Source organism: Ktedonobacteraceae bacterium (assembly GCA_035653615.1).
Taxonomy (GTDB): domain Bacteria; phylum Chloroflexota; class Ktedonobacteria; order Ktedonobacterales; family Ktedonobacteraceae; genus DASRBN01.
In genome coordinates this window covers 35,922-55,162 of sequence record DASRBN010000011.1, presented here as the reverse complement: position 1 = coordinate 55,162, position 19,241 = coordinate 35,922, and the positions used below count along the sequence as shown (strand labels likewise).

Below are 19,241 nucleotides of genomic sequence, written 5' to 3'. Positions count from 1 at the left end.
GGAATACAAGTATGCATATGATTGAAACCAGCTTGCAGCAGCGCAGCCAGCTTCCGCTGCCGGCTGCCCATGTGGTCATCGATATGCGCGGAATCAGCGACGACCGCGCCCTCGAATGGCTGCAAGTAGAAATCACCGACCTGGCCAACGAAATGAAGAGTCGCGAGGTGTATCACTGGCGGCACCTGATAGACTTTCTCTCGTTCATGCGCATTAATCCTAACACGAGCCATCCAGCGGGACCGAAGCAGGAAAGCAGCACGAATGGGAATAGCAGCATGACCGGCCTGGTTGGATTAGTGCATTCGACCAACCCGGACGATATGCTCTTCAGCGAAGATGTACGCGATCCAGGAAATGCCGAGAGCATGCCTTTCAATCTTTTTGAACAGAACATGAATGAACTCATCCTGGAGATTGACCGGGTACGCACTAATCGTATCGCGGCGGTGAAAGACCTTAACCCTGCCGCCATTCCCGGACGAAGCACCCGCGATTCAACTGTGCGCGTCGTCTTCCTGACCGATGTCGATCACCCGGAATCGCTTACCAGCGCGGCTCTGTATGCCGATCATCTGAAACATTATGCGTGCAAATTTGATCGTCCCGGTCATCAACCATTGCTGAGTACGACGGTCGTGTGCCTCGGCAATACGGGGGAAGCGGGGCCGCCCACTGCTCTTATCCAGGGATTGAGCCTGAACAACTCGTGGGATCATATCGACTCTCTTATTCTGAGCGAGAATTACCGCGAGGATGCGGCGCTGATCTCCGGCACGGCCCAGGCATATATTGCTGAATTGATGCTCTATACGCTGCTGATCGTTCCACCGTTTCCCGTCAGTGAAACCAGCAGCAATGGATATGCAGGTCCGGCTTCTCAACCCGTTGAATCGCCTGACGCGAAACAGCAGCTTGGCCTGCCGCCTAATACCTATGTCGTAGGCCTCGCCGCGCTTGAGTATTCGGCTCGTTGGGGACGCCGCTGGCTGAATTTCGGACTGGCCCGGGATGGCATGAACGCCCTGCGCGAAAGACCGGCCAATCCAGGAAGAGAAAAAATCACGCTGGCGGATATCGCGACGAACTGGTTCATGGGATGGCGGCAGCGCGTGCAGAATACCATTCCAACCCTGGTCCCGGCAGAACCGGAGGATGTTCCGGCCCTGGAAGGCATACGACGGGCAAAACTGGTCTCAGAGAAAAGGTCGTATCCTTTCACGACGCGCCAATTTAACTTTCAGATCGGCAAAAGCACGATCAAAGATTTACAGGGCTGCCTGGCTGAGTTGACAGGAACCTACATCTCCTCTAGCCACGAAATCGCCATGCAAGATTCGCTGCTCCACGGGGGCGCGCAAATTGCGCAGGTGCTGCGCGAAAAGAAACAGCAATCGGTACAGGAGCGCGAGGCAAACGAACTCACAGCACTGCAACTCGAAGCGGAACGTGTCCTCAGTCACCCCAAGTTCTTCCATGAGGCAACAGGAGCCATTCCACGCGCGCTGATGCAGTTGGAGGCCCTGAGCCATACGATTGACCATTTTCGCCGCGAACACCAGCAGAAGCCGCTCAGTCCACAGTCAACGAAAGATAACCTGGAAAACCGGAAACGCAGGCTGCAAGAGCGCGGCAATAGCATGATCAATAGCTTGAAAGAACATCTCGCGCACTGGCCTTTCCTGGCCGGATCGCCCGTGCCGAGGCAGATTATGGCCATTATCACCCTGCTGCTGGCCGCTTTTCTGACTGCGGTGGCCGTTTTCAGTGGAGCGGCATGGCTGCATCATCTCCTGCTGGTCCGTTTCGATGGCCTGTTGCCCTATGTTGACTACGTTTTATCGGGAGTGCCGGTGCTGACGTTCATCGCGATCTTCATCCTGCTCCTGCTGCTCTTGATGGAATTCTATACACTGCGTCCGGCGCTCATGAATAACCGACGACCCGGCCTGTACACCGAAGTTACCTTCCTGCTCCTGCTCATCGTGGTGGCTCTGGCCGGGTGGTTCGTCAGTTTCTCGATCACTTCTCTAGGGAGCCTGCCCGGTGATATTCTCAGCCTTAACTACCTGTTATGGCTCTCGTTCATGCCGGCCATCGGATTCGCGGCGGCTCTCATCCTGCTGGTCGTTTTGTGCATCGAGGTGATCTACTTCTTCTGGTGGTTGGATTACCTGCTGCGCGAGCGCCGTCGCATCGTCGAAGAAATGCGCAAACAACACCGGCGCGATATCGAGGAAGTCATCGAGGTAATCGCGGATGAAGTGGCTCTGGAGATAGCTCAACGGGCCGAACTGTTCGACATAAAAGGCGGCCCTGGCCCATACCACACTCGTCTCTCGCGATTAAATGACTTGCTGGATAAGCTGGCAATCAACACGCAGGCGCAGCAACAGCTGGCCGCAGATCGCCTGCTCTATAAGCAGGATGAGGCGCAGCAAGGGGCAGGCGGCAAACCGGGCAATGTCTGGCTGAACCTCCATATTCGCGATGAGCGACTGGAAACGGAACCGCTGACGAACGCCTATAAAGCGCTGCGTGAGCAACTCATCAAAGAACATCCAGCCTTGAAAGAACTCGCGGAGTTCATCCTGCGCCTGGAAGGGTCGGAAACTCCAGAAAATGTCGAACGCGAACTTCTGGAAAAGCGCGATGTGCTTGCCAGTAATCAGCGCCGCCTGCAGTTGTTCCTGGCATCGCTCGTGGCCATCACCCTGCGCTTTGTCATCGACCCGCTTGCGCTTCGGAATATCGATCTCATCGACGAAGAATACCGCAGCATTGACGCTTCTACAGGCGAGGAAATCCCGGCCCTCACTTCTTTCGTGAAAACGCTCAATAAGCGTATGAGCCACGTGACGCTTGAGACGTCGAGCAACAAAGGTTCAGCGTACCGGTCAGCCGATACCGCCACGAACAATAAAAGTCTCGCTGCCACAGCCACCGCCTTATGGAGTCAATTCTTCTGGCTGCACAGTGACGATCAGCTCGACGAAATCTTGATGACGGACGGCATCTTGAAGCACCTGGAGCGGCAACTGGGCGATGATTATGACCCGCGTGCCGTGATGCGCCGCCTGCTGGTGCATAACGTTCTCTTTGGACGCAGCCTGCATGCCGGGCAGAGGGTCGATTTCCGCCTGCTGATGGCCCCATCAGAGCAGAGCTATCATTTCCGCCAGGGGTTGAAGAGTCTCAAACCGGTAGAAATCACCGACTTTCCTGATGTCGAGCGCATTCTCCTGCTGAGCGTCAAACGCTTCGTAGCGGAACCGCTGCAATTGCCGGCGCCTGATCAGGCAGGCCAGCTCGCACTGCCCCCCAGCAAGGTGAACGGTGCGAAGAGCAATGGCCTGTCACAGCCCGGCGCCAGCACAGCAACGACCACCCACCTGTCTTAAAAGGGCAGGTGGGAAACATACTCCAATAAATCGATATATCGTATTGAAATAAGAGAACAGAGCATAGATATATGAAGACAAAGTAATAATAAATTATCCGTAAAAACAAGCAACTCTTTCGGGATCATTTCGTATTACAATAATAGTAATGCCGTGTTGTTGTCTATGAATCGAGGTATAAGAGATGCCAAGAAGAGATCCTGAAGATGAACCGCAACAATTCCCTGACGACGAAGAGTTAACGGAACGCCTGGCGAAAGAAAAGGAACGTCTGCTGAAAGGAAACGATGTTGATGCCTTGCTAAAACCTTTGCCGAGTTTTGAACTTGTTGTAAAGAAGTACTGGGGAAAGTCCTATGCGCTCGCGTACTCAATTGTTGGACAACGCGAGGGGGCGGAGGATGCCATTATAGATGCCTTTGAACATGCCCGTTCAGCTCTCAAAAGTCCAGGCTATACGCCGCAACGTATAAGAGAACTGCATCTACGAGCGTGGCTCTTTAGAATTGTGAAAAATGATGCCAAAAAACATCGGGATGAGAAAGTAAAGCAGTGGCAAGAGTTATCAATCGAATCCTCAGAACCAGGAGTTCGTTATCAGATTCTGTGGAAGCGGGTCATAGACGTAGAGGAACAGGCTGAGTTCAATGAAAAGTACGAAGCCTTTCTAAAAGCATTTACGGATCTCACCTCGCAAGAGCAAGTAGCTCTCTCTATAAAATTTGGACTACAACTCACATATAAGGAAATCAGTAGTATACTTAATGAATCTGAAGGTACAATCAAGCCAAGAATTTGGCGCGCTAGAAAAAAGCTGCGCGAACAATTAGGCAAAGATTACCCTGATTTGTTGGACAAAGAGGATGATGAAAAGGAGAAAGACCATGAGTGAGAGGCATTCCAGACACGGCGATTCGCCGGAAGATCGCAATCACGAACGGCAACAACCGGGCATGGAACCTGTAGCATCGTCCCCTGATTTAGAGTCAAAGATTCTTTCCAGATTAGGATTGAGTAGCAAGGGGGCGGAAGAGTGGCAACAACGGATTCGCGAGATAGAATGGAATATAGAACATGGAGGTAATAATGCTTTAGGGCCCATCTCTTCCTTTCTTAATCATCCTAACAAGGCTATACGTATAGCGGCGCTGCGTGGACTGCTTGCGTTAGAAAAACGTGATCCAGGTCTTGTCCCACTCAAGCCTTTTGTAGACGCGCTTTATGATGATGAGCCACAAATACGTCTGGCTGCGTTAGAGGCCTTGACGAGCTATGGCGCTCGACGATTACTCAAAGAGATCTTAAACGACCTGGAGAACAAGCTCAAAAACGAGGATGTGGACGAATGGGAGCGCATGTGGATTGTTCACCTGCTCGCTTCATTGGGTGACCAGGTTCCTGTTGCATTACTTGTGAACGCCTTGCAGGATAAACATTGGCAGGTACGTGAAGCTGCCGTTCTCGCCCTTGGCACGCTGATTCAGCGCCTGGAACCACAACAACGCGAGCGACTCGATACGATGCTCTACGATGATGACGATTTTGTACGTCAAGCCGCCCTGCTCGTCTTGCGCAAATATATTCCAACTGAGCGCCTGCTTGCAGACCTGCGGTCGGGCGACAGCGAGAAACAGCGCCGGGCAGCACGGGTGGTCGGCGAACTGAAGGATCACGAGAAAGAAATGCTGGCAGCTTTGCAGGATATTCTTCGCGCTCCTCAAGCAAGTAACAAGCTGCTCCAGTCCGCTTTAGAAGCCATGGCAGAACTTCGTATGCCTGTCGGAGAAAGGTTGCTGAATCGCTTTTTGCATCATGAAGATGAGTCTATTCGCGCAGCTGCCTCAATGCTGTACGATGCTCTTCATCCCAATCCTGAACCAGAAGCAAGGAGAGAGAATATTACAGACATTTCGCAACACAGGAGGAGGCGCCGATCGATCCCGCGCGATGAGAATAGAGACAATGTATAAGATGACCTGTTCTCTCCCCAGACTTATTTGAAGGAATGGTGAGCCATGCGTCTCTCTTAGCAGGGTATCATGTAATACATCTCGCGACTCCATCAAATTGTCATGTATGCATGAGATTGAAGTTGGTAGTTTTATTGGAACATCAATTCCAAACCAGTCAGGAAATAGTATTGCTATCGAGTAGGTGAAAGACCGTGTAGGAGAAGGAAAGTATGGATGCTCCTTTACAGTTTTTGAAAGAAGAGATCGTAGTACGGAGTGATGCAGAACGGGAAGAACTGCTCCGGCGCATTAAGGAGTGGAATCTTTTAACGGAAGATCATCCAGAGCTTCCAAGAATCTACCAGTACGATGAAAAACTACTACATCCTCTTACAGAGAGTTCCATATGTGCATATACAATTATCTGGTTTAAATCCCCAGGTCTTTCGCTCCATGAAGAGTTTTGCCGGCAAAACGTACAAATGTCAGACATCGACCTGCTTGATTGTGTAAAACAGCTGTCAGCTCTATTAAGAGCTACTCATCAGATTGGGATACCTATTCTCGATATCCGGCCGGGCAACATTTTTCTACAGAAGCCGCCTGAAGCAACTCAGGCAGGTACAGTGGGGCCAATATATACTTTTGGCAGATGGTTTTTGGGGATGTTCTCCCTTGAATCCTATGACCTGAGATCTTTCCTCTTCTTGCCACCTGAAGTAGATCATCCTGATTTGGGAAAGCCCGACACTGCCTCGGATGTGTACATGCTGGCTGCAACCCTTTATAAGCTTTACTCTGGACATGGTATATTTGGCGAGACAGAAACAACTTATGCCAGGATTCGCTGGCAACATCGTTGGGAAGAGCCTGACCTGACAGACCTGCCACCGCAATTTCACCCTCTATTCCGCGAGGCGCTCGCGAAAGATCCTGCCGAGCGGCCCTCAATAGAGAAATTCCGGGATAGGTTCGAGCAGGCTTATCGAGAAATGATTCCTGGGCCGCCTCGGGTAGATACACTTGCTGAGACTGCGGCGTTCATCAAGGCCGTCGCGGGAAAGCCTATGACTCGCAGGACGGCAATCGCCCTTATGGTGATGATAAGTCTTCTTTTCCTGGCTGTCCTATTCGACAACCTGGGAAACCTTTTGCAAGGAGCTGGAAAGCCGAAGAAAAAATATCAGGTGAGCAGTCAAGTCGGAACTGAACGCTACATTTTCAACCAACATGAAGCGCGAGTAAAAGTTGCATTGCCGTCTCCAGATGGATCAAAGTTGCTATCAACGGATGAAAGCGGCCGCGTGATTGTCTCGAAGATAGATTCGCAGGAATTGATACTGGACGACTCTCTCCGCTATGAAGGTGTGCCGGTCGCCTCTGCTGCGTGGGCGCCTGATGGACAAACGTTCGCCACTCTAGGCCAGAATGGGCTTGTGAGACTCTGGCAACTTCAAGGGGATGAATATACACCCATTAAAGGTCGTGACTACCACCCCATCTTTCCTTCGGCAAGCAAGATCGCCTGGAGTTCTCGTGGAGATTTCGTGGTAACATCAGGCTGCTACGTGCTGGTTTATAGAGACGTGCTGCGGAAAGGATTCCTCAAGCAACCGCTTGTTTATAAGGGCCATAGCGACACTGTCACTTGCGTTACCCTCTCACCAGACGGTAAAACAGCTCTTTCCGGCTCTGAGGACATGACAGCTCAGGTTTGGAATGTTGAGACAGGGCAACTGATAGCGACAACAGGGAAGGATTTTGATCAACCCATCTCGGCTGTTGCATTCTCGCCTGATGGGCGCTATATCGGAATTGGCAGTGAAAACAAATCTGTGCAGGTGAGAAATGCTCAGCAGTTCTACCTTTTGTTCCCATACAACCATAATGGGCCGGTGACCGATCTAGGATTCTCGGATGATAGCCTTTACATTGCATCCGGCGGAGATGATCAGGTTATTCAAATTTACGGACTCAATCATAATCAGTTGTTTGCATTTAAAGGACATCATGCGAATGTGACAACCGTTAAATGGATTTCGCCAAAGGTACAATTGGGACCCGGCGAGTGGATAGTCTCATCTAGTGGAACCGATATAATCGTATGGCGCGGTCGCTAAGCATAGCAGCAGAGTAAGAAGCTCTGCTGCTTGCCCGGCTGCACTATCCCCCTAAAAGATACAGGCCCACAATCCTTCCAGAATGTGACATAATAAAGACAACAAGCTCAATGAGGAGTTCCCCAAGCACTCTAGAAGGACTGAATCTATGGACGAAAATGGCTCCCGGCCAAAGACAATGTTTGAAAAAATCTGGGACGCGCACGTCGTTCGTGACGTTCCAGGCGAATCCACCATCCTGTACATCGACCGCCATCTCGTGCATGAAGCCACCTCGCCGCAGGCCTTCGCCGGTTTGCGCATGAATCATCTTCCGGTGCGTAGACCCGATGCCACCATTGCCGTACTCGATCACAACGTACCCACGGTACCCGGACGGCGCATGCTAGATGTCGTCGATAGAGCGAGTACCGAAGTTATCACCACGATGGAGCAAAACGCGCGCGATTTCGGCCTCACGCTATTTGATATGGGCGATATGCGCCAGGGTATCGTGCATATCATCGGGCCGGAACAGGGCATCACGCTTCCCGGCATGACCATCGTGTGCGGCGACTCGCATACCTCGACGCATGGCGCGGTCGGCGCGCTAGCCTTCGGCATCGGAACCAGCGAGATCGAGCAGGTGCTGGCGACGCAATGCCTCTTGCAGAGTCGCCCCAAAACCATGAATATTCGCGTCGAAGGTACGCTGGGGCCCGGCGTCACCGCTAAAGACCTGGCGCTGGCGATCATCGGCAAACTCGGCACGGGCGTTGGCACCGGCCATGTGATCGAATTCAGCGGCTCGGCCATACGCAGCCTCTCGATGGAGGGGCGCATGACCCTCTGCAATATGGCAATTGAGGCAGGCGCACGTGCAGGCATGGTCGCCCCGGATGAAACCACATTTGCCTATATTAAGGGCCGTCCGTTCGCTCCCCAGGGGGAGATGTTCGAGCGGGCAGTCGAGGCATGGCGACAGCTCCCAAGCGACCCCGGCGCGAAGTTCGATGCCGTCCACGAGGTACATATTGAGGACCTGGCTCCACAGGTCACGTGGGGCGTCAATCCTGGCATGGTGGTAGATGTCACCGGCGTCGTGCCTGATCCCGCGCAGGTGCAAGACCCCGAAAAACGCAAGGCCTACGAACGCGCCCTGCAATACATGGATCTGAAACCGGGCCAGAAGATCACCGAAATTCCCTTGAACACCGTCTTCATCGGCTCCTGTACCAATTCGCGCCTGGAAGATTTGCGCATGGCCGCGCAGTACGTCAAGGGCAAGCATGTCGCGCCCAACATTCGCGCCATGGTCGTGCCAGGCTCAATGCAGGTGCGCCGCATGGCCGAGGAAGAGGGCCTGGCCGATATCTTCCGCGAAGCAGGCTTTGAGTGGCGCGAGTCGGGATGCAGCATGTGTATCGCCATGAACGGCGACCAGCTTTCCGAGGGCGAGCGCTGCGCCTCGACCAGCAACCGCAACTTCGAGGGCCGCCAGGGACGTGGTGGGCGTACACATCTTGTCAGTCCCGCCATGGCTGCCGCCGCTGCCGTCGCCGGCCACTTCGTCGATATTCGAGATTGGCAATAAATGTTATAAGGGCATAATGATGGGAGTAGTAAATGAGCCGGTCAACCGCGTGGGGCCGATCAATCGGCGATGGGCGCGGTACGCCTGTCCCCCAGGCAGGACTGCCCGGCCCCTACGGCACAGCCGTAGGCCCCGATTTATCGCGGGCAGCGCCGATTGATCGGCCCCGGTGCCGGTTTGATTTATAACTCCATCAAATGATCACAAAGGGGTGAAAAAATATGGAACCATACAAACCATTCACAGGCCTTGTTGTGCCGCTTGATCGCGTCAACGTCAACACCGATGAAATAACTCCCGCTCGTTTCCTCAAAACCATCCGGCGCAGCGGGTTTGAAAATGTCCTCTTCGCCAACTGGCGCTACCTCGATAAAGATTCCAAAGTACCCAATCCTGATTTTCCGCTGAACCAGACACGCTACCAGGGTGCCACTATTTTGCTGACAGGCGATAATTTCGGCTGCGGTTCATCGCGCGAGCATGCTCCCTGGGCTATTCGCGATTATGGCTTCCGCTGCATCATCGCGCCCAGCTTTGCCGATATCTTCTACAACAACTGCTTTAACAACGGCATCCTGCCCGTCACATTGGACGAAGCCATTGTCCAGGAGCTCTTTGCCGAGGTCGAGGCAACCGAGGGCTATAGCCTGCATGTTGATCTTGCCTCCCAGACGATTACCACACCGGGCGGGCGCGAATTGCACTTCGAGATCGACAATTTCCGCAAAAACGCATTGCTGCAAGGCCTGGACAATATCGGCTGGGTGCTGAGCCACCAGGATGAGATCGCGGCCTACGAAGCGAAAAGGAAACAAGAGGCTCCCTGGGTGTTTGCCTCTTAAGGAGTGAGCATGACCATACAACAAATTGACCCTGGCCTCGTTCCCTATCAGATCCTCGATCCCGATGGAAACGTGGTGGGAGCAATACCCGACCTGAGCGATGAACGCATGCTGGCGCTCTACCGCTATATGCAGCTTGGTCGCCTCTTTTCCAATAAAATCATCGCCATGCAGCGGCAGGGGCGCGCTACCACCTTTGGCTCATTGGTTGGGCAGGAGGCCACGGCGGTCGGACTGGCCGCGCCTCTGCAAACGCAGGACTGGCTGGCCACCTCTTACCGCGAAATCGCCTCGTTATTTGTCAAGGGCGTTCCTATAGCCACGGTCGCTTACTCGTTTCGCGGCTTCACGCCTGAAAACTGGCCGGGCGAGACGCATTGCCTGCCCATTCAAATTGTGATCGGCACCCAGATGCTGCATGCTGTTGGTCTGGCAATGGCCGCCAAAATAGCGGGCGACCCGGCGGTAGCGGTGGGTGTATGCGGCGATGGGGCTACATCCGAGGGCGATTTCAACGAGGCGCTGAACTTCGCGGGCGTCTTTCGTGCGCCCGTTGTGCTGGTCGTGCAGAATAACGGCTGGGCTATCAGCGTTCCCCGGCATAAGCAGAGCGCCGCGCAATATCTGGCCGCGCGTGGGGCCGGTTTCGGCGTCCCTTCCGTACTGGTGGACGGCAACGATATCCTCGCCGTCTATGATGTGATGCAGCAGGCCGTCGAACGCGCTCGCGCTGGAGAGGGGCCAACGCTGGTAGAAACACTCACCTATCGCATTGGCGCGCACACTACCGCCGACGATCCAACGCGCTATCGTGACCCTGCCGAGGTCGAGGCCTGGCGTGCCAAAGACCCTATCGCGCGTTTCCAGCGTTTTCTCATCCGGCGCGGCCTGCTGACAGAGGAACAGGTGCAGCAAATCGTCACAGACCTGGAAGAAGAGATCAACGAAGCCGTGCGGGAGGCCGAAGCCACACCACCCATGCGCCCTGACAGCTTCTTCGACTACACCATGGCCGAACTTCCCCCGCGCCTGCAAGAGGAACGGGCCGATCTCTTACGCTATATAAAATAGAGGTGAAACTCCCATGCAAATGACTATGATTGAGGCGCTGAACTCTGCGCTCGCGCTCGAATTGGAGCGGGATAAGCGCGTCGTGCTACTCGGACAGGATATCGGCCCAAATGGTGGTGTGTTCCGTGTCACCGAACACCTGCAAAAGAAATTCGGCGAAGAACGCGTCTTTGACACACCGCTCGCGGAATCCGGTATCATCGGCACTTCTGTCGGCATGGCTATTTACGGGCTGCGGCCCATCGCCGAGATACAATTCGCCGGCTTCCTTTTCGTCTGCATGAACCAGCTGGTTTCGCAGGCGGCGCGTATCCGTTTTCGCAGCGCCGGGGCTTATACCTGCCCGCTGGTCGTGCGCGCTCCCTACGGTGGAGGCGTGCGCACACCGGAATTGCACTCCGACAGCCTCGAAGGTGTCTTTCTACAGACTCCCGGCATGAAGATCGTCATTCCTTCCAATCCATACGATGCCAAGGGCCTGCTGGCCTCGGCTGTGCAGGACCCGGACCCGGTGCTGTTCCTCGAAAACATCAAGCTCTATCGCTCGTTCCGCCAGGAGACGCCGGAGGAATATTACACCGTGCCACTCGGCAAAGCAAAGGTCGTGCAGGAAGGCTCGGATGCCAGCCTCTTCGCTTATGGTGCGATGGTACCGCTTGCCCTGGAGGCCGCGCAACAGGCGCAGCAAGAAATGGGTACCAGCGTTGAAGTCATCGACCTGCGAACGATCTGGCCGCTCGATGAAGAAACGATTGTCTCGTCCGTCGAGAAGACGGGCCGCGCTGTCATCGTACACGAGGCACCGCGCGCAGGCGGCGTTGGTGCTGAAGTGACGGCGGTCATCAACGAACACTGCCTTTATTCGCTCTTGAAACCGGTCGGGCGCGTTACCGGCTACGACACACCATTTCCCGTCCCAGGGCAGGAAGATTATTACTTGCCGTCGGTGCAGAAGGTAATGACGGCTTTGAGGCAGGTGATGGAGCCGTAGAGACAAAAAGGTGGGGAAAAATCATTCAAGGGCGCACCCTTGTGGTCGCCTCTAATTTTATTGTAACTCCTGGCGCACAAGCGCATAGCGCTCGGCAAAGCGTTGGGGATTTAGATTAATGTAAGGGCGCTTTCCCATACGGGGCAGGACTTCATGATATGCGGCGTCCAGTTCTTCCAGCGTGATTACTTTTTGTTGTGCCAGGAGTTTGACATCGAGAAGGTCGCGGTCACTTCCTCGCGAAATTTTGCTCAGCGCGAGGCTGTAGAAATCAAAGTAGAAAGCCTCTATTGACCCGTAACGGCCAATATATCGTGCATGTGCTTCCCATTGTGCCGGAAGAGGAATAAAATCTCCTGGTGAAGAAAACTCGATATTGATCTGCATCTGCTCGACGATGCGCCGGATAGCAGTTACCATACTATCTTCGTCTGTTGTCTCTATTACCACGCCAATATCCATAGTGGAGCCTGATCGGAGTCCCAAATGCACCAGCGAAGCTCCACCGGCCAAATACAGCCGTCCGGGTTTGCGAAAAGTCTTTCCTAAAGCAATCAAAAACTTCTCGATATCGGCCCTTGTGACCATGTGGCGCATACTCATTTCGTTGCACTCCTGTTCCTCATCCTCCTGTATTGCTAATGACGCGAGAGGAACAGCATAGTAACGATGTTTGGCCTCTTCTTGCAGCAATAGATGATCTAGCTGATTTTGCCAATCTCCGATAAAGTTCAATGGCAAGCCCCGGCGTTGCTGCTCGATTGCCTGCAATGCCTCCAATCCCTGCTGTCCATATCTGCATACCGGTCGAGGTAAATGCCGACTTTGCCAGAGATGTGCGAAACGCTGCTCAGGGAAACAAGGAGTATGTCCAAGCGCTACCGTCAGTCGAAATGACCATAATCGTTGGAGGTAAAGCGTGGCCAGTGTCAAAACTGCAATCTGCTCGCTAACTGGTAGAGGGCTTGAGCGGTAGGCTTCATCGATAGCGTCTGCTAACTCAGGGTGCAATAAGAAGAGTGAGATGCTTGCATCACGGACACGTGGATACTTACATTGCGCCAGGCATTTCACTAACTCAACGGGCGATAGATGATCTGCCTTCCCTGTGGTATAAGAGGCAGCCATCAAATAGTCGATGCCCCATGACCGTAATATATTAATCAGCCGGTCAGGTTCTTCATCGTCAATTAAAGCGGTTTGATTGTTGAGAGTTGTATTCACTCTGGCTCCTGTGCTCTCATATGAAACACTTCTTCTGACTTCATTTTACCAGAGATTGCCGTCTTTTACCAAAGGCAGCGTCCCCGCCATTAAGGTTGGCGGCGCTCCTGTTTGCTCTAGTGATCAGTCCATCGTGATTTGATGAGAGGAGGGAAAAGGAGGTATCCTTGAGAGAGAAAGACAGGTGCTATCTTGCTAGTTGTGTAGCGATGTGCAGCCCCCAGTGTCCTACTCAATGCCCTCACCTATCAGAAGCAAAGTGTGGTAGAATGAACTCAACCTCAAGTATTCAGAAGGGTGGTTGGATGCAGAGGAGCGATCAGAGAAAAGTCTTGTCAAGGAGCAGATATGAGTGGTTGGGAGAATTTTTTCGTTGGCGAGCTGGGAGCCTCAGCCGCGCTGACTGGGCTCGTCTTTGTGGGAGTCTCGATCAATCTCACGAAGATTATGGCGTCATCTATCTTGACCAATCGAGCTTTAGAAGCCCTGGTGGCCCTGGTGGCGGTACTCTTCATTTGCTCGCTGCTCCTGATTCCTGGACAGTCCTTCCTTGCCATTGGTATCGAAATCCTGCTCATTGGACTGATCGATTGGGTGATGATGTCTCTCCTCCAACTCAATAGCCTGCGCAAGACGCAAGCTCAGTATCGCCGCGCGTTCGTCCGTTGGGGCGTGGTCAGCCAGGTGGCGGCGATCTCCTTTGTTCTTGCTGGCATCGTTGTCCTGATCTTCGGAATCAACGGTCTCTATTGGATGGTCGCCGCGACCCTGCTCTCCTTCCTCGCCGCTTTTACTGATGCCTGGGTCTTAATCATTGAGATTAATCGCTAAGGTCTGAGGGCTCTTTCTCTACGACCCTTTCGCTACACAACAATCGAGATGGCATCCGAGAAATGATCCGACAAGTCCTCAAAAAAACGAACTCAAGCCGTGACTATTGCATCTTCCCCTCAACTGCGATATACTACGCACATACAAGCATATATCCTCCAGTGATGATGAAGAGGAGTAACCTGCCAGGGATAGCAGAGAGCCGGCGAATGGTGCGATGCCGGTTATTCGCAGCAGGCGAAGGCGCTTCGGAGCTGGATTCAATGAGTGGCTTCACACGATTGGGTGAAGAAGCAGGGTGGAACCGCGCATCATGCCGCAGTTTGTAGTTGCCCCAGGCCTGCAACGGCATGTATTCGTCCCTGGGCGTTTTGCAGAAGAATGAACGCCTGGGGAATTTTTTTGAGGCGGCCACTCAGAAATCGTTGCGACCTTTATTGAGTGGTTCGACCTCAAATATCATGTTTTTGAGGAAAGGAAAGAAACCACTCATGACACAGACAGAGGACAAGGTTCAAGCAACCGAGGACACTCCGCTTGTTCCCATTGAGAAGATCGTTTCGTTGTGCAAGCGGCGTGGCTTCGTCTACCCCAACTCCGAAATCTACGGCGGCGTCTCCGGCATCTATGACTTCGGGCCGCTCGGCGTCGAATTGCGCAACAACATCCGCCGCTACTGGTGGTGGTCGATGGTGCAGATGAATGATAACGTCGTCGGTATCGAAGGCAATATCATCACGCACCCGCGCGTGTGGGAGGCCAGCGGCCATGTTGAGAATTTCGTCGACCGGCTCGTGGATTGCAAGAACTGCAAGCGGCGTTTCCGCCTGGATCACCTGCCAGTAGAGAACGTCGAGCAAAATAAATGCCCGGAATGTGGCGGCGAACTGACGGAGCCGCGTCTCTTCAACCTGATGATGGAAACATATATCGGCGTCGTCGAGGGCGAGCGCATGAAGACCTACCTGCGCGGCGAGGCCTGCCAGAACATCTACCTGGACTACGATAATGTCTTGAAGTCCTCGCGCATGCAGATACCTTTCGGCATTTGCCAGATTGGTAAGGCGTTCCGCAACGAGGTCACACCCGGCAACTTCCTCTTCCGCCAGCGCGAATTCGAGCAGTGGGACCTGCAATTCTTCGTGCATCCGAGCGAGATGCAGAAGTGGTTCGATTACTGGAAAGAGTTCCGCTTCAAGTGGTACGAGGGTATCATCAACCACAAGGATCGCCTGCGCTTCCGCGCTCACGCGCCCGATGAGCTTGCCCATTACGCGAAGCAAGCTTTCGACATCGAGTATCGAACTGTACTGGGCTGGCAGGAATGGGAGGGCATTCACTGGCGGCAAGACTGGGATCTTTCGCGCCACAGTGAGTACAGCGGCCACGACCTGAGCTATACCGATCCAGAGACCAAAGAACGGTATATCCCATGGATCGTCGAGACCTCTGGCGGCGTGGATCGCACCTTCCTGAACCTGCTGCTCGATGCCTACGAGGAAGAGCCACCATCCGGCAAGGATAAGGAGGGCCGCACTGTGCTGCGCCTGCATCCGTGGCTGGCGCCCGTCAAGGTCGCGGTATTGCCCTTGCAGAAGAACAAAGAGGAACTGGTAACGACGGCGAAGGATATCCATAATCGCTTGAAGCGGTTCATGGTCGCGCAGTACGATGATGTGGCCAATATCGGTCGCCGCTATCGCCGCCAGGACGAGATCGGCACGCCGTATTGCGTCACCGTCGATTTCCAGACCCTTGAGGATTCGACAGTCACGATTCGCGAGCGTGATGGTATGACTCAGATTCGTCTTCCCATTAACGAACTGCCATCATACCTTCTGAAGCGCGTGACCTGGAATTACGCATAGGACGTTACAATCTCAGTAGGGGTGGGGGAGCAAGCTCCCCTACCCCTACAGGGCAGATAAATACACTTCCAGTTTCTTCAGCGCGATTTTTCTCATCGATGTTTCTTGCGTTTCGCTGCTCGTCATCTCGCCCCATGTCTTGTGATACCCTTTAGGGATGAATATGGAATCCCAACCAAAGCCGCTGTTCCCGCGTGGAGCAGGAGCAATCGAACCTTCTCTACTACCTGCGAAGGACTGAAACATCTCGCCATCATACAAGCCAAATTGTACTTCTGCCAGGGCAGATCGATCCGTATATCCATCAAGCAACTTGCAAAGCCCATTTGTACCCAGTTCTGTTAAAAACCATTTGATGAGTGGCCCCGGCAATCTGCCCAATGTCAGAAATCGTAGCGAGGTATCTTCTACCAGTACCGGCGAGCGGATATGCTTATAAGCCTCTTTGGCTTTCTGCTCGATGATCTCTGTTAAATCAAGCGATTGCATTTCGACCAGGTCAATGTTTTTGTGAATCACGGGAAAGTCTAGATACCGGCCGAGTTGCCTGGCCTTTCCTGGATTGCTTGTGATGAATGTTAGCGAATCGATCATATTTGCTGCTCCGTGCCTTTCTTACTCGGTCACAATATTCACCAGCCGCTCCGGTACGTAAATCACGCGGCTCACTTGCTGCCCATCTATATATGCTTGCACTCTGGGAGCCTCTAGCGCCAGCCGTTTGATCTCAGCTTCGGGCGTGTTGTACGCGACTTCGAGGCGACCACGGACGCGACCGTTGACCTGCACAGCGAGTGCCAGCGTCTCGGCGCGGATAGCGTCAGTATCGAACGCGGGCCAGGATGCGGTGTGGATTGAGCCTGGCTGGCCAATGCGCTCCCAGAGTTCCTCTGTGATATAGGGAGCCAGGGGAGCCATAAGCAGCAACAGCGTGCGCAGTTCCTCGCCTGTAACGGTTTGCCTGCTTTCCAGGCTGTTGAGCAACTCCATCAGCGCAGCAATTGCGGTATTGTATTTCAGGGTGGCGATATCTTCGGTGACGCGCTTGATGGTTTGGTGAAGGACACGCCGCGCATCTCCCTGGACCGCTTCCTCGACCGCGCTCGCGGCATGGCGCGTGACCAGCGACCAGGCGCGGTCAAGGAAGCGCACGACACCGCCGATGCCGCGGTCGCTGAAATCGCCGCCGGCATCATAAGGTCCCATGAACATCAGGTAGACTCTGAACACATCCGCGCCGAAGCGCGAGATGTAGTCGTCCGGGTTGACGACGTTCCCTCTTGATTTGGAGATCTTCGCGCCATCCTTCGTAATCGTACCGTTGGCACGGAAGCGTTTAAACGGCTCCTCGAACTCCAGATAGCCAAGATCGTGCAGCGCCATCGCGATAAAGCGTGCGTACATCAGGTGCAGAACGCTGTGTTCCAGGCCGCCGATGTACATGTCAACCGGTAGCCACTTGCGCGCCAGGGCCGGGTCCCAGGCCTGCGTCTCGTCGTTGTGAGACAGGTAGCGTAGGTAGTACCAGGCTGAGTCCAGGAAGTTATCGCTGACATCCGTTTCGCGCCTGGCCGGTTGGCCGCAGATGGGGCAGGTTGTCGAGACAAACTCCTCGATGGCCGCGAGCGGTGACGCTCCGGTTCCGGTGGGCATCCAGTTCTCCGTGCTGGGCAGGAGAACCGGCAACTGGTCTTCCGGCACCGCTACGGCTCCATGCCGCGGGCAGTAGATGATTGGAATGGGCGGCCCCCAGTAGCGCTGGCGGCTGATGAGCCAGTCGCGCAGGTGGTATTTCGCGACCCGCTTGCCGCTACCACGCTCCTCGAACCAGGCAGCAAAGGCGTCGCTGGCCTGTGCCGAGGTCATGCCTGAATACCCGGCGGAATCGATCAGCACTCCCGGTTGCACATATGCTTCTCCGGTTTGCTGCATCTGTTCCACAAGCAGCGCTGCATCGTCATCGGGCGGGATAACTATCACGCGCACCGGCAATCCCATGGCTTTCGCGAAGGCCATGTCGCGTTCGTCGTGCGCCGGGACGCCCATGATCGCGCCTGCACCGTAGCCTTCCAGGACAAAATCAGCTACCCAGATAGGAATGCGCTCGCCGGTCAGGGGATGCAGGGCAAAGGCTCCAGTGAAGACGCCGGTCATGATGCGCTGCTCGTCGTCGTGTGGACGATTGGCCTGCTGCTGGTAGGCGGTGACAGCTGTGAGATGCTCGCCCGCTGTGATGCGTGGAATAAGCGGGTGAAGTGGGGCCAGCGCTACGAAGGTCATGCCGAAGATGGTATCCGGGCGCGTCGTATAGACCTGTACGCTCTCGCCCGGTAACCCATCGATCTGCATCTCAAATTCGAGTCCCTCTGAACGGCCTATCCAGTTGCGCTGGGCCGTTTTGACGCGCTCCGACCAGTCGATCCATTCCAGGTTGTCCAGGAGCCGCTGCGCGTAGGCTGTCAGTTTCAGGAACCACTGTTCCAGCCAGCGCCGCTCTACCAGCGTTCCGCAGCGCTCGCAGCGACCGGCAATTACCTGTTCATCGGCCAGCACGGTTTTGTCCTTTGGACACCAGTTGACCGGCGCGGTCTTGCGTTCGGCCAATCCAGCTTTGAACAATTGCAGGAAAATCCACTGCGTCCATTTATAGTAGCGCGGGTCGGTGGTATGTGCCTCGTGCGACCAGTCGAAGCGATTGCCGATGCGCTTCAACTGCTGTTCGCGAAAATGTTCGACGTTGTGTCCGGTGAGCAGCATGGGATGCACGCCGCGCTTGATAGCGAAGTTTTCGCTGTGGATGCCGAAGGCGTCGAATCCGATCGGCTCGAAGACATCATACCCTTGCATGGTCATCCAGCGCCCATGAATGTCCGAGCCAACATAGGAATACATGTTGCCCACGTGCAATCCCTCAGCGGAAGGGTAGGGGAACATCATGAGGTTGTAGTAAGGCCGCTCAGCGCGTTCCAGGTCTACCTGGTAGAGATGCTGCTGCTCCCATCGTTCGCGCCACTTCTCCTCGAAGCTTGCGAAATCATACCTGGGCGGTCGCACCCTGGCAAGTTGAGACGATGACGTTTGTTGGGTTTGTTGCCCCTGTTCTGGCGTGCCAGCGTCGATGCTGGCCGGTTCCTGTTGTGGCATTCGATCCTCCTTGTTGCTTTTGGACAGCGCGGAGGGCAAAAAGAATGCGCCCTCCGCCCGACAAGGGCGAACAGTGCGCATACGACTCACTTTCGCGGTACCACCTTGCTTCGCAGCTATCTCGCGATAGCTGCCTTTCTGGGTGCGAACACACCCGCGCTCTGTAACGGGAGTTCCCGGTGACTACTACTTACATCCTCCATTGCTGGAATGGCATTTCACAG

Annotated in this window: 15 protein-coding genes and 1 other annotated feature (1 of these 16 only partly in view); of the genes, 11 read left to right on the top strand and 4 right to left on the bottom strand. The window is 54.3% G+C overall.

The genetic code is table 11. The annotated features are described in order from the left end of the window. Positions 1-11 precede the first annotated feature (11 nt). From VFA09_06090 to VFA09_06050, 9 genes are all read left to right on the top strand, one after another. Complete coding sequence (locus tag VFA09_06090) at positions 12-3,401, top strand: hypothetical protein (GenBank protein HZU66829.1); 3,390 nt, start codon at positions 12-14, stop codon at positions 3,399-3,401. Between the two features lie 184 nt (positions 3,402-3,585). Then, positions 3,586-4,293, top strand: a complete 708-nt coding sequence (locus VFA09_06085; GenBank protein HZU66828.1) for a sigma-70 family RNA polymerase sigma factor — start codon at positions 3,586-3,588, stop codon at positions 4,291-4,293. Beyond that, complete coding sequence (locus VFA09_06080) at positions 4,286-5,371, top strand: HEAT repeat domain-containing protein (protein HZU66827.1); 1,086 nt, start codon at positions 4,286-4,288, stop codon at positions 5,369-5,371. Before VFA09_06085 ends, VFA09_06080 begins: the two co-directional genes overlap by 8 nt. Positions 5,372-5,583: 212 nt before the next feature. After that, on the top strand, positions 5,584-7,473 hold the full coding sequence (locus VFA09_06075; GenBank protein HZU66826.1) for a hypothetical protein: 1,890 nt from the start codon (positions 5,584-5,586) through the stop codon (positions 7,471-7,473). Between the two features lie 148 nt (positions 7,474-7,621). Continuing rightward, a complete protein-coding gene (leuC, locus tag VFA09_06070) occupies positions 7,622-9,046 on the top strand; it encodes a 3-isopropylmalate dehydratase large subunit (protein HZU66825.1) in 1,425 nt (474 codons plus the stop codon). A gap of 32 nt (positions 9,047-9,078) precedes the next feature. Further along, positions 9,079-9,234, top strand: coding sequence for a hypothetical protein (locus tag VFA09_06065; protein HZU66824.1), 156 nt, complete (start codon positions 9,079-9,081; stop codon positions 9,232-9,234). A 33-nt stretch (positions 9,235-9,267) separates the two neighbouring features. Then, on the top strand, positions 9,268-9,888 hold the full coding sequence (gene leuD / locus VFA09_06060) for a 3-isopropylmalate dehydratase small subunit (GenBank protein HZU66823.1): 621 nt from the start codon (positions 9,268-9,270) through the stop codon (positions 9,886-9,888). Between the two features lie 9 nt (positions 9,889-9,897). Beyond that, entirely contained in the window at positions 9,898-10,959 is a 1,062-nt protein-coding gene (gene pdhA, locus VFA09_06055; GenBank protein HZU66822.1) for a pyruvate dehydrogenase (acetyl-transferring) E1 component subunit alpha, read from the top strand. A gap of 13 nt (positions 10,960-10,972) precedes the next feature. Next, entirely contained in the window at positions 10,973-11,950 is a 978-nt protein-coding gene (locus VFA09_06050) for an alpha-ketoacid dehydrogenase subunit beta (GenBank protein HZU66821.1), read from the top strand. A 57-nt stretch (positions 11,951-12,007) separates the two neighbouring features. On the opposite strand, the gene VFA09_06045 is transcribed toward VFA09_06050, so the two are convergent. Then, entirely contained in the window at positions 12,008-13,174 is a 1,167-nt protein-coding gene (locus tag VFA09_06045; protein HZU66820.1) for a DUF6036 family nucleotidyltransferase, read from the bottom strand. Between the two features lie 348 nt (positions 13,175-13,522). Between VFA09_06045 and VFA09_06040 the strand changes: the two genes are divergently transcribed. After that, positions 13,523-14,005, top strand: a complete 483-nt coding sequence (locus VFA09_06040; protein HZU66819.1) for a hypothetical protein — start codon at positions 13,523-13,525, stop codon at positions 14,003-14,005. Between the two features lie 133 nt (positions 14,006-14,138). On the opposite strand, the gene VFA09_06035 is transcribed toward VFA09_06040, so the two are convergent. Continuing rightward, positions 14,139-14,357, bottom strand: a complete 219-nt coding sequence (locus VFA09_06035; protein HZU66818.1) for a hypothetical protein — start codon at positions 14,355-14,357, stop codon at positions 14,139-14,141. A gap of 139 nt (positions 14,358-14,496) precedes the next feature. Here VFA09_06035 and VFA09_06030 point away from each other — a divergent pair, with 139 nt between their 5' ends. Further along, positions 14,497-15,873 (top strand): glycine--tRNA ligase, encoded by a 1,377-nt coding sequence (locus VFA09_06030; GenBank protein ID HZU66817.1) that lies wholly within the window; start codon positions 14,497-14,499, stop codon positions 15,871-15,873. Positions 15,874-15,918: 45 nt separating this feature from the next. Here VFA09_06030 and VFA09_06025 read toward each other — a convergent pair whose 3' ends face one another. Both VFA09_06025 and leuS read right to left on the bottom strand, forming a co-directional pair. After that, positions 15,919-16,467 (bottom strand): non-canonical purine NTP pyrophosphatase, encoded by a 549-nt coding sequence (locus VFA09_06025; protein HZU66816.1) that lies wholly within the window; start codon positions 16,465-16,467, stop codon positions 15,919-15,921. A gap of 21 nt (positions 16,468-16,488) precedes the next feature. After that, positions 16,489-19,017: a leucine--tRNA ligase gene (leuS, locus tag VFA09_06020; GenBank protein ID HZU66815.1), complete on the bottom strand. Its 2,529-nt coding sequence runs from the start codon at positions 19,015-19,017 to the stop codon at positions 16,489-16,491. A 59-nt stretch (positions 19,018-19,076) separates the two neighbouring features. Continuing rightward, positions 19,077-19,241 (bottom strand) — a binding site (T-box leader); it runs 107 nt beyond the window's last position.

Bases quoted from the DNA above. Each gene is read 5' to 3' on its own strand.
- VFA09_06090 (HZU66829.1), top strand. From the start codon at position 12: ATGCATATGATTGAAACCAGCTTGCAGCAGCGCAGCCAGCTTCCGCTG.
- VFA09_06085 (HZU66828.1), top strand. From the start codon at position 3,586: ATGCCAAGAAGAGATCCTGAAGATGAACCGCAACAATTCCCTGACGAC.
- VFA09_06080 (HZU66827.1), top strand. From the start codon at position 4,286: ATGAGTGAGAGGCATTCCAGACACGGCGATTCGCCGGAAGATCGCAAT.
- VFA09_06075 (HZU66826.1), top strand. From the start codon at position 5,584: ATGGATGCTCCTTTACAGTTTTTGAAAGAAGAGATCGTAGTACGGAGT.
- leuC (HZU66825.1), top strand. From the start codon at position 7,622: ATGGACGAAAATGGCTCCCGGCCAAAGACAATGTTTGAAAAAATCTGG.
- VFA09_06065 (HZU66824.1), top strand. From the start codon at position 9,079: ATGAGCCGGTCAACCGCGTGGGGCCGATCAATCGGCGATGGGCGCGGT.
- leuD (HZU66823.1), top strand. From the start codon at position 9,268: ATGGAACCATACAAACCATTCACAGGCCTTGTTGTGCCGCTTGATCGC.
- pdhA (HZU66822.1), top strand. From the start codon at position 9,898: ATGACCATACAACAAATTGACCCTGGCCTCGTTCCCTATCAGATCCTC.
- VFA09_06050 (HZU66821.1), top strand. From the start codon at position 10,973: ATGCAAATGACTATGATTGAGGCGCTGAACTCTGCGCTCGCGCTCGAA.
- VFA09_06040 (HZU66819.1), top strand. From the start codon at position 13,523: ATGAGTGGTTGGGAGAATTTTTTCGTTGGCGAGCTGGGAGCCTCAGCC.
- VFA09_06035 (HZU66818.1), bottom strand. From the start codon at position 14,357: ATGCCGTTGCAGGCCTGGGGCAACTACAAACTGCGGCATGATGCGCGG.
- VFA09_06030 (HZU66817.1), top strand. From the start codon at position 14,497: ATGACACAGACAGAGGACAAGGTTCAAGCAACCGAGGACACTCCGCTT.
- VFA09_06025 (HZU66816.1), bottom strand. From the start codon at position 16,467: ATGATCGATTCGCTAACATTCATCACAAGCAATCCAGGAAAGGCCAGG.
- leuS (HZU66815.1), bottom strand. From the start codon at position 19,017: ATGCCACAACAGGAACCGGCCAGCATCGACGCTGGCACGCCAGAACAG.